The sequence below is a fragment of the Arthrobacter sp. 10T413_2 genome, assembly GCF_056394205.1.
This window is the reverse complement of sequence record NZ_JBFTHK010000148.1, coordinates 1-10,965: the sequence shown is the minus strand read 5'-3', so window position 1 is coordinate 10,965 and position 10,965 is coordinate 1. Positions and strand designations below refer to the sequence as shown.

The 10,965-nt window shown below is 62.2% G+C and carries 7 protein-coding genes, 1 tRNA gene and 1 pseudogene; 5 read left to right on the top strand and 4 right to left on the bottom strand.

Features of this window, described 5'->3' with window-relative positions; genetic code table 11:
- Positions 1 to 146 precede the first annotated feature (146 nt).
- From AC1DBQ_RS18110 to AC1DBQ_RS18100, 3 genes and pseudogenes are all read left to right on the top strand, one after another.
- Positions 147 to 1,831, top strand: a pseudogene (locus AC1DBQ_RS18110) (thiamine pyrophosphate-dependent enzyme).
- A gap of 76 nt (positions 1,832 to 1,907) precedes the next feature.
- The gene (locus AC1DBQ_RS18105) at positions 1,908 to 3,410 is read left to right on the top strand and encodes an NAD-dependent succinate-semialdehyde dehydrogenase (RefSeq protein WP_476929829.1); all 1,503 of its coding nucleotides are present in this window, start codon (positions 1,908 to 1,910) and stop codon (positions 3,408 to 3,410) included.
- A gap of 152 nt (positions 3,411 to 3,562) precedes the next feature.
- Positions 3,563 to 5,038: an MFS transporter gene (locus tag AC1DBQ_RS18100; RefSeq protein ID WP_476929828.1), complete on the top strand. Its 1,476-nt coding sequence runs from the start codon at positions 3,563 to 3,565 to the stop codon at positions 5,036 to 5,038.
- Positions 5,039 to 5,787: 749 nt separating this feature from the next.
- Here AC1DBQ_RS18100 and AC1DBQ_RS18095 read toward each other — a convergent pair.
- Complete coding sequence (locus tag AC1DBQ_RS18095) at positions 5,788 to 7,107, bottom strand: MFS transporter (protein WP_476929827.1); 1,320 nt, start codon at positions 7,105 to 7,107, stop codon at positions 5,788 to 5,790.
- Between the two features lie 789 nt (positions 7,108 to 7,896).
- Positions 7,897 to 8,307, bottom strand: coding sequence for a hypothetical protein (locus tag AC1DBQ_RS18090; RefSeq protein ID WP_476929826.1), 411 nt, complete (start codon positions 8,305 to 8,307; stop codon positions 7,897 to 7,899).
- Between the two features lie 367 nt (positions 8,308 to 8,674).
- On the opposite strand from AC1DBQ_RS18090, the gene AC1DBQ_RS18085 reads away from it, so the two are divergent.
- Positions 8,675 to 9,049, top strand: a complete 375-nt coding sequence (locus AC1DBQ_RS18085) for a DUF7793 family protein (protein WP_476929825.1) — start codon at positions 8,675 to 8,677, stop codon at positions 9,047 to 9,049.
- A gap of 652 nt (positions 9,050 to 9,701) precedes the next feature.
- Here the strand turns inward: AC1DBQ_RS18085 and AC1DBQ_RS18080 are convergent.
- Positions 9,702 to 9,783, bottom strand: a tRNA-Leu gene (locus AC1DBQ_RS18080).
- A 205-nt stretch (positions 9,784 to 9,988) separates the two neighbouring features.
- Here AC1DBQ_RS18080 and AC1DBQ_RS18075 point away from each other — a divergent pair.
- Positions 9,989 to 10,594 carry an ANTAR domain-containing response regulator gene (locus tag AC1DBQ_RS18075; protein WP_476929824.1) on the top strand — a complete coding sequence of 202 codons (606 nt, stop codon included), beginning with the start codon at positions 9,989 to 9,991 and terminating at the stop codon, positions 10,592 to 10,594.
- Positions 10,595 to 10,719: 125 nt separating this feature from the next.
- Here the strand turns inward: AC1DBQ_RS18075 and AC1DBQ_RS18070 are convergent.
- The coding region (locus tag AC1DBQ_RS18070) for a pyruvate kinase alpha/beta domain-containing protein (protein WP_476929823.1) at positions 10,720 to 10,965 on the bottom strand (246 nt) is incomplete at its 5' end.

Below are 10,965 nucleotides of genomic sequence, written 5' to 3'. Positions count from 1 at the left end.
GCGCATTGAGAGCCCTCTATGCATACTTCTGTAATTCCACCAGGCCGGCCAGGCGTTGACTTCCCTTGGCGACGGTTCCCGTTCAGTCACCAACTGAAGTCCCTGATGCGTCAAAGACGCGGCATCCAGCGAGAAAGTTTCCATCCATGACTCAAGTAACGGCCGAACACTACKAACTGGCGCAGGATCCGCCGTCGGCGCCCCACAAGTCCGCTGGCCACGTCATCGTCGATACGCTGGTGGCCCACGGAATTAAACGGGCGCACGTGGTGCCCGGCGAGAGCTTTCTTGACGTTCTTGACGGACTCCATGACTCGCAGATTGAGACCATCGTCTGCCGGCATGAAGGCGGGGCCTCATACATGGCCGAGGCGGACGGCAAGATGAATCAGCTGCCTGACATTGCCATGGTCACCAGGGGTCCGGGTGCTGCGAATGCTCACGTTGGGCTCCACACGGCGTGGCAGGACTCCACCCCCATGGTGCTGTTTGTGGGGCTGATCCCCTTTGCCCACCGGGACCGTGAGGCTTTCCAGGAATTTGATATCAAAGCCTGGTTCGACACCGGTGCGAAGCGTGTGATGGTCCTGGACCACGCTGAACGGGCCTCCGAGATCGTCGCCGAAGCCCTGTTCGCGGCAATGAGCGGACGGCCCGGCCCTGTCGTCATCGGCCTCCCGGAGGACGTCATCCGGCAGCAGATCCCCGCCAAACTTCATCCCCCTAACCCGGTAGCCGCCGGTGGAATGACCACCGTGGACGCGACCGCGCTGGCTGATGCCTTGGCCGCATCGAGCAAGCCACTGTTCGTCACCGGCGGGAACGACTGGACCCAGGAAGACGCCGACCAGCTCACGCGCTGGCTGGAAAAGCACCACATCCCGGCCGCCGCCGAATGGCGCACCGAAGGCACCATCCCCTTTGATTCGCCCTCCTACGTAGGCCCGATCGGCTACGGCCGGCCCCGCCCCACCTACGACCTGCTGGAAGAAACCGACCTGCTGATCTTTGTGGGCACAGTCCCGGGGGATGTTATTACCGACGGATTCCTCTGCCRCCAGGACTGGACCAAAAAGAACTTCCTCGTCACCATCGACCCGTCCGTCCGCGGCCGCTCCGGGCCCGTCTCGTACCAAATCCTGGCAAGGCCGGACGTCTTTATCCGCGACCTGGCCAAGATCGACCCTCCTGTCACAGACGAATGGGCGGCCTGGACCTCGAAGATGCGCGCCGAACAGGTTGCCTTCGCCGCGCTGCCGCCGGCGACGCCGGAGGCCGGCGCGGCTCGGATGGACACCCTGATGGCCAACCTCGTACCGACCCTGCCTGCTGACGCTATGGTCACCCTCGGGGCCGGCGAACACACCAACTGGGCCCACCGCTACTTCCCCACCCTGCGCTACGCCTCGATGATCAGCGCCCGCAACGGCTCCATGGGGTACTCGGTCCCCTCCGCCATCGCCGCGTCCTTGGAATACCCCGGCAAGCGTGTGGTGACAATCGCAGGTGACGGCGAATTCCTCATGAACGGCCAGGAACTTGCCACAGCCGCCCAGTATGGCGCCACCCCCTGGTCATCGTGATGGACAACCAGGAGTACGGAACCATCCGCACCCACCAGGAACGGCACTACCCGGAGCGGGTCTCCGGCACCCAATTGAAGAACCCAAAATTCGCGCTCATGGCGCAGGCCTTCGGCGGCTTTGGCATCAAGGTAGAACACGATGCGGACATTCCTGCCGCTATCACATCGGCGCTGAAAGCCATCGACGACGACCGCGTGTTCGCGCTCATCCACCTGGTGGTCGAGCAGAGGGTCAAAGCCTACTAACCCTCCCCCCACCAGCCCAAGGCCCGATTGAATCCGCCCAGGCCCCGCCAGCTACAACTGTTAAGGACTTCCCTTCATGACTGTTTCCACAATTTCCCCTCCCATTTCTCCCGAGCGGGAGGCTGCCCTGCTCGCTTCCGTTCCGACCGGCCTGCTGATTGGCGGCAAGTGGCGGGAAGCGTCCGACGGCGGCACGTTCGACGTGCACGATCCCGCTACCGKAAAGGTCCTCGCCACCCTCGCCTCGGCCACCAGCGCGGACGCCCTGGCCGCCCTCGACGCGGCCGACGCGATCCAGGCCGCCTGGGCCCGCACGGCACCGCGTGAACGCGCCGAAATCCTGCGCCGCKCCTTCGACCTCGTCACAGAACGGGCCGAGGACTTCGCCCTGCTGATGACCCAGGAAATGGGCAAGCCMCTGGCCGAAGCCCGCGGCGAAGTCACCTACGGCGCCGAATTCCTGCGCTGGTTTTCCGAGGAAACCGTCCGCGACTACGGCCGCTACCTCACCACCCCGGAAGGGAAAAACAAGATCCTCGTCCAGCACAAACCCGTCGGACCCTGCCTGCTCATCACCCCCTGGAACTTCCCCCTCGCGATGGCCACCCGCAAGGTCGCCCCCGCCGTCGCCGCCGGCTGCACCATGGTCCTCAAACCCGCCAAGCTCACCCCGCTCACCGCGCAGTACTTCGCCCAGACCATGCTCGACGCCGGGCTGCCCGCCKGGGTCCTCAACGTCGTCGCCTCCTCCTCGGCGTCAGGCATTTCGGGACCGCTGCTCAAAGATCCGAGGCTGCGGAAGGTCTCCTTCACCGGCTCCACCCCGGTGGGCAAACGCCTGATGGCCGACGCCGCACAGAACGTGCTCCGCACCTCCATGGAGCTGGGCGGGAACGCACCGTTCATCGTATTCGAGGACGCAGACCTCGACGCTGCCATCGAGGGTGCCATGGCCGCGAAGATGCGGAACATGGGCGAAGCCTGCACCGCCGCCAACAGGTTCCTGGTCCACGAATCCGTCGCGGAAGAGTTCACCGCCAAGTTCGCCGCGGCCATGGGCAAGCTGACCACCGGACGCGGCACCGAACCCGGCACCCAGGTCGGTCCCCTGATCGACGCCGGCGCCCGCGACGACGTCCACGCGCTGGTGAGCGCCGCCGTCGACGCCGGAGCCACCGCCGTCACCGGCGGAGCCCCCGTCGAAGGGGCCGGTTACTTCTACCCGCCCACGGTCCTCGCCGACGTGCCCAACAACSCGGCGATCCTCCGCCAGGAAATCTTCGGGCCCGTCGCCCCGGTCACCACGTTCGCCACCGAGGACGACGCCATCCGGCTCGCCAACGCCACCGAATACGGGCTCGCCTCCTACCTCTACAGCCGCGACTTCAACCGGCTCCTGCGCGTGGCAGAGCAGATCGAGTTCGGCATGGTCGGCTTCAATGCCGGCGTCATCTCCAACGCCGCTGCCCCCTTCGGCGGCATCAAGCAGTCAGGCCTCGGCCGCGAAGGCGGCTCCGAAGGCATCGCCGAATACACCACCACCCAGTACATCGGCATCGCCGACCCCTACGCCGTCTAATTTGGGCTCGATGACACAACATTGCAAGGAGGGCACCATGTCCGTGACTCAAAGGACTGACGTAGCCGATTCCACCACAGTGGAGACCGACGGCGCTGACGAGGTCGCCGACAATGCMCCGTGGCCCATTGGTCACCCTGCCGGAGTCTAATATGCCAACCAGCAACCAGGGAGTTGGATTCCGCTCCGAAAGGGGGCCCATCCTCATCGCTCTGATGATGGTCGCCGGGCTCGTCGCCATTGACTCCACCATCGTGGCCACCGCCGTTCCGTCTATCGTGAGGGATGTGGGCGGATTCTCGTCGTTCCCCTGGCTCTTCTCGGCCTACCTGCTTGCCCAGGCAGTCTCGCTGCCCATCTACGGCAAGCTCTCGGACATGGTAGGCCGCAAGCCKATCATCCTGGCGGGCATCGGGCTGTTCCTGCTCGGGTCCATCCTCTGCGGCACTGCTTGGAGCATGCCAACCCTGATCGCTTTCCGTGCCCTGCAGGGTCTCGGCGCGGGAGCGGTGCTGCCGATGTCAATGACCATCGCCGGCGACATCTATTCACTGCAGGAGCGAGCTAAAGTCCAGGGCTACCTGGCGAGCGTGTGGGYGGTCTCCTCGGTGGTGGGGCCAACTCTTGGCGGTATCTTCTMCTCGCTAGGGATCTGGCGCGGCATCTTCTTGGTCAACATTCCTTTGTGCCTATTGGCAGGGTGGATGCTGTTCCGGACTCTCCACGAGAACGTGGAGCTCACCAAGCACCGGGTGGACTACCTCGGCGCGGTCCTGTTGGCGGGCGCACTCAGCTTGCTGATTCTTGGAGCCCTTCAGGGCGGTCAGGCTTGGGAATGGAACTCACCCGTTAGCATCAGCGTMTTCAGCGTGGGGGCGATCCTCGTGGTCCTCTTCCTCCTGGTGGAGCGGCGGGCGGCGGAGCCGGTCCTGCCGCCTTGGGTTGTGTCCCGGCGGCATATCCTGGCCACAACACTGGTGTCTTTTGGCGTAGGTGCCGTCGTGATCGGGCTGACCTCCTTTGTGCCAACATTCCTGGAAGGCGGMTTATCAACGTCGCCCCTGGTAGCCGGCCTGGCACTCGCAGCGCTCACCGTCGGGTGGCCGATCAGCTCCTCACAGGCCGGCCGGTTCTACCTGCGAATCGGCTTCAAGGCGACGGCACTCATCGGAATTTCCGTGGCTGTGGCGGGCCTCTTGATCCTGGCCCTCACAGCGGCTGCCCCCAACGTCGCGCTGGTCGCCAGCAGTTGCTTCGTCGTCGGGCTCGGCCTGGGGCTGTTGACCAGCCCCACCCTAATAGCGGCCCAGACCAGCGTGGCGTGGAATGAGCGCGGCACTGTGACCAGTACAAACATGACTGCCAGGTCCATTGGTAGCGCTCTCGGCGTGGCCGTGTTCGGCGCAATTGCTAGCGCAGTTTATGCAAGTACCGCGAAAGGCACCGATGAGACGCACGCCGTCGTCGCTGCGTCAGGCGCGGTCTTCCTGGCGGTGATGGCAGCGGGCATCCTCACCGTTGCGGCCGTGCTGGCTATGCCGACCGTCAAGCCGGCCGAAGCAAGGCAAGTCGCGATTCAACCCGACCGCGGCGGCGCGGAGKACAGCTGCACCACCGCCGATACCTAGACGTTGAAGCACCGACGTAGAGCCAGGGTGGGCGTGGCGTAGGTCCGTCGTGTGGCACCCCGGCACTCCCGCATCAGGGCCAAACCATGCAGGCACGATCATGGAACTTATACCCACCATCCGAGGGCATCCAACGCCTCCTCCGCCCAGCCCCTGAGCACGCGGCCCAAGACGACTTCGCGGCAGCGTGGCAGATCATGAATGCGTTCCTATCCGGCGGGTCGGTACTAGCGGAGGGCGATAAGTCGCCATCGGGGGTTTCGTGCATAAGATGCACGCAGACCAGACCCTACGAGCTACTGGGAGCGGGTGCCCGCTCCCATCGCAGCCCTGATGCCGATCACGTGCCCGGCGAGTCACAAATGAGCCAGAAAAAATGGTCTGCCAGGGCCACTCAACCTGGCACGTACTTCTGCCAACAKGATGGCTCCCGCGTCTTGGCACAGGACGAGGCGAACGCACCCCCCGCGGCMGMAGCCGGGCCAAGAAAAACACCCGGTCCGAGGACCGGGGTGTTTTCCATCACCCGAAGCATCCAGAATGGCAACCCGGCTCAACACAGCTGATCGTTGTGCGCCTTCGAATCCGTGCTCATCATTCGGTCGCGTACGTCGCAAGTGCGGATAGGGGAAGCCTCTGCTCCTGGCCCGGATGCGCGGGAATTGAACATAAGGAACGGCCCGTTGTTGCCGRCAGGATATGGCGACGGCCGTTGTCCGGCGCCCGGCCGCAGCCCCTCTGGTTCCTATTCACACACGGAGGTCAGCCCTGATGCTTTTTCGGCTCGCAAGGAAGGCGAGAAGCGAGATGGCACATGCGACGGTAATCATTGCCGCCACGGGCCACCAGCTACCTGAAATCTGAATGAGCACGGTTGCCACGACCGGTGTAAATCCGCCAGCGAGGGCTGTGCTTACCTGGTAGCCCAACGAGAGGCCCGTGAGACGTGTGTTCGTGGCKAATAGCTCCGCAAGGAACGAGGCAAGGGKACCACCAATACCGCTGATGAAGATAAGGGCTCCGAGGAAAGCGACGAATATACCCACATCCGAGCCTGAAAGGAGCAATGGGAAAAAGATGAAGCCCCAAGCCAGCAACCCGATCGACCCCGCGATCATGGGAACGACGCGACMCACCCTGTCGGACAACCAGGCGGACGCAATGAGTGCGAACATGTAGAGAAATTGGCTTGCCGTGAGGAGCGAGAGYAGGGAAGAGCTGCTTTGACCCGTTTGGGCAACCGCGAACGGGACACTGACGACCAGAACCACATAATATGCGACGAGCATGCCCAGCGGTGCCACGAAGGCGATTAGAACTTGCTTTGGGCTCGTMCGCAGCACCTCGACGAAGGGGATCTTGACGGGAGCGGCCCGGCTTTCCTGCGGCTGCATCATCGGGGACTCGGTGGTGTTGAAGCGTATGTAGATGCCCACCGCAAGCAAAACGGCACTCAGAAGGAATGGTACTCGCCAGCCCCAGGCCAGAAACTGCTCCGGGGAAATGACAGCTGTGAGGATAGCGAGCACGCCCGACGCCACGAAAAACCCTCCACCGGCTCCGACTGTGACGAAGCTGCCGAATAGTCCGCGCCGACCAGTATGGTTGGTGTGCTCGACAATCATGACGGCCGCAGCACCATATTCGCCTCCCACCCCGAGCCCTTGTATTACGCGTATGACCACGAGAAGCACCGGTGCAGCAACTCCGATCGTGGCATGGGTGGGAAGCAAGCCGATGCACATTGTGGACGCCCCCATCATCATGAGCGTGATAAAAAGAACTCGGCGCCGGCCATATCTATCTCCGAAGTGCCCGAAGACCACGCCCCCGAKAGGCCTAACCAGATATCCAACGGCGAATGTGGAAATTGCTAGGAGACTACCGACGAATGGGTCACCGTTCGGGAAAAAAAGCTTCCCGAAAACGAGCCCGGACACCGTCGCGTAGACAAGAAAGTCGAAGTATTCAATGACGGTGCCTATTGTCGCCCCCATGACCACCCGCCGGGTGGATTGCGATGCAGCGCCGGCGTCGTTCACCGCTGTTTCACGAATGTTTGTGCTCATTTTCTCCCCTTGCGTTCACACCGTACGGCGTTTGCTGTAGCTGGACGCACCTTTGCGCCCCAGCCGCTCGGTTCTGTCATCCGTCTGCCTCCCTATKAAATCCCGCCACACTTCCTCAGCCGGGATTCCCGTGCATCCATGAATGCAAGGCACGAGGATGGCTTGGTATTTCGTAATGTGAAAGTCGCATTCACTATACAGTAGTATATGGTTGTACCCGTAGTTCGGCTATGTCAAGAGCGAGAAGGCTATTAGGTGGGCCAGAAAACGCCTGCCCAGCCAAAGCTTCGCTTGTGTTGCATGACTTCCGTGCAATTTCAAGAAGGGCCGATCTGTAAGCATGAAGTGGATCGGCCGAATGCCCCCACCACTTTCAGCTCGTTATATTTCGTGCACCTTGACTTCAAGCGCGAGGCCACTTCTCTGCGTGGGGCGGTGACTTACAAGTTATGCCGCTTGAATCCTCKACTTTGATGAGCGAAACAAGAGCCTTAATGCTGCTTGTCATTCTGATATGTCCCCATGTTCGCTGCGTGGGTCCGCGCAACCAGGGCGCCACCGCGCCGGCCCGGAACGAAACTTTCCTCACCGGGACGGTGGAGCACTGCCTCCGGCTGAAGGTTTCCGCCCCGCGCCGGTCCCCCAAGTTGCACTCCCGACCCTCATCCCAGCGGGTGGCCCCCTTCCAGAACGACACCCACAACCAACAACGGCAAACAACACGGAAAACAAGGTCGCGGACGTCGTAGTCGACTCGACGAAGGAGGACTTGAATGCTGTGGTGGCTTCTCACACAGCCGGCGCGGGTGCCGACGTTGCCTTCGACGCCGCAGGCATCGGTGTTGTTGTGAACCAACTGCCGGACGCGCTAGGCGCTGCGGACGACTGCAGGTTGTCGCCCTCCACTTCAACGCGGTTGAGCTCGACATCACCGCTCGGCTGACGATGCAGGATCGTGAAATCGGCAGCGCGCTTGGCGACGCGCATGAACACCCTGAGGCTATCGAGTTGGTGCGGCGCGGCAAGGTGAACTTGGAACCGTTCATCACCAACCGCATCCGCGCCGATGAGATTGTTGAGCAAGGACTCGAGCAACTGATCAGGAACAAGGACAGTGAAGTGAAGATCCTTGTCTCGATGAAATAACGCACGGAGCGACAAGGACAAGTTAATGGACAGGGAGAATTGAGTGTCAGACACTGTCGATATCGTCCGGGGCCGCTGGCGGATTAGCTGCTGCGATCGGCTGGCGCCCTGACAGGAGTTCGACGTTGTGGTGCTCTCCGTTATCTGGCAAGACAATAGAGCGAACTGCTGCGGGGATCAGCATAGATTCATCAACCCGTGTGCTCTTGATCCCCCGTTACCTCCGCCGACGACGAGCTGCTCCAGCCCAAGATTACGGTACGGCACCCTCGCTACCGCCCTTCAGGGCKGACAGGGGGTGCCGGTTCCATTTTTCCCGGCTTACTGTCGCCTGGGTTCCGCGGATCAAATCAGGCTGGCACGGGTGGTCGGATCCGTTTCTTGGATCCCGACCCGCCCGTAGCGTCCTACTCGGGAGAAATTGACAGCGGCGCGCGAGGATGGGATTATTCATCTGCTCTGGCAGCCTGGTGCCAACCTGACCGACGGGGACATCCTTGCCGCGATGAAAAAGGTGGACCAGGTCACCGGTAGCAGGCCCGGCCCCTTGCTGGTGGAAATGACGGATACAGCTGTCAACAGCTCAGGACGAAACGCTTTTTCTTGGCCTTCTGCGGCCTCGCGAATTGCGCTGCTGGGCTCAAGCCCTGTGGACGAAGTAGTTGCCACCTTCCGCTACCCAGACAGCTTTCCCTGCCCCACCCAGTTCTTCGCCTCATTGGAGGAAGCCCTAAAGTGGCTGGGAATCGTTCCGCACTCTGATGAAGCATCCGCCACTGAACCCTCCAAACCCTAGCGAGGTTCAAGAAGGCCGCAGCGTGAACTACATGCTCCGCCCCCTAAGATCGGCGAGGCGACAAGAAGAGCTGTCGAAAAGACAGCCACTTATCGCTGCAAATCAAAGTCGGGCTGACGGCTATACGCCCAAATGGAGTACACCMGACCTGACGCCAGGCAGGGGTGGTCAGCGCGTCAGATTGGGCTCAGTTTCTTCCTTTTCTGGCCCTCTCGCTAGGAACCCTCATACCCCACCCGACGCTCGAATCCCCGCTACTAGCGCCCCGATAAAAGCAGACGTAAGTGTGGACGCTGTCCACACCCTCTTTGGTAGGACAAGCACCGACACGCGGCTCCCCCGGCTGCCTTGAGACCGCTTCCCAGAACGCCCTACATCGAAATGACCACGGTMATGTTGCTCCCACTCCCCCGGCCGATGAATAGGTGTAGGGCCATCCCGGCCCACACGACAAAACCGGAACGAGGTACCACAGGAAACCAGCCAGAGCAGGCGGAGGGCCCACCAGCCAGGGCACTGAACCGCMACCCACGCACCTGAATCGGCCACCGCGGCGGCCAGGGCACAGCCCGCGCACCAAGCGTCAGAKGACGCCACCACCGGCTTTGTACACACCTTAAAGCAGAAACCCCCTCTGACGAGGGGGTTTGCGTGCCCGAGGTGGGACTCGAACCCACACACCTTTCGATACCGCATTTTGAGTGCGGCGCGTCTGCCAATTCCGCCACTCGGGCGCGGAGTACACCGGTGTAACAATCACTCAACCACAGTGCTGTGAGCAACGCGATCGCTTCCAGTGCGCGAAATTACTCTACATGCAGATAGGCTGAATTCCAGAATCGCGCCAGTGACGCCGCATCGAACCAAACCGGTCCAAGTACATCGGCGGACGAAACCTATGATGGTGTAGTTCCCGCCGTACCTTTCCAAGGAGTTCCCGTGTCAGAACAGACGGAGTCATCCCCCACTTCCCAGCCGGCGCGCCGCGTTGTTGTCGCCGAGGATGAGACTCTCATCCGCCTGGACATCATCGAGATCCTGCGCGGTGAAGGCTACGACGTCGTCGGCGAGGCAGACAACGGCGAAAAGGCCGTGCAGCTTGCCGAGGAGCTCAAACCCGACCTCGTCCTGATGGACGTCAAGATGCCGGTCATGGACGGCATCTCGGCCGCAGAGAAAATCGTCAAGGCCCGGATCGCCCCCGTGGTCCTGCTCACCGCGTTCAGCCAGAAGGAACTAGTGGAGCGCGCCCGCGACGCCGGCGCCATGGCCTACGTGGTCAAGCCGTTCACCCCGGCGGACCTCATCCCGGCGCTGGAGATCGCGCTCTCCCGCCACKAGGAGATCAAGGCCCTCGAAAGCGAAGTCACCGACCTGCAGGAGCAGTTCGCCACCCGCAAGCTCGTGGAGCGCGCCAAGAGCCTCCTGACCACCAAGATGGGCCTGACGGAGCCTGAAGCCTTCCGCTGGATCCAGAAGACCTCGATGGACCGCCGCCTCAGCATGCGCGAGGTTGCCGAAACCATCATCAACCAGGTCAACTAGCCGCAGCCCGGCCGCACAACCGCGGCCGCACGCTGCGAATCAACGAAGCGCAAAAGGGAGGATCCCCGCCAACCGGCGGGGATCCTCCCTTTTGCGTTCAAGCGCTCAGAACTGCACCTTCAGAACTAGTCCTGGAGCCGGTTCTTCTTCTTCTTTTCCGGCCAGGGGCCGAGCTTGTCCTTGGTGACGACGTTCTCGCCGTGGCTGCCGGCGTCCGCCAGGTCGCCGACCTTGTGGACTTTCAGCATGTTGGTGGAACCGGCCTTCCCGGGAGGCGAACCGGCGGCGATAACCACCATGTMACCGTCTTCGACGAGGTTCATCTCGAGCAGGTTGCGGTCAACCTGTGCGGTCATCTCGTCGGTGTGGCC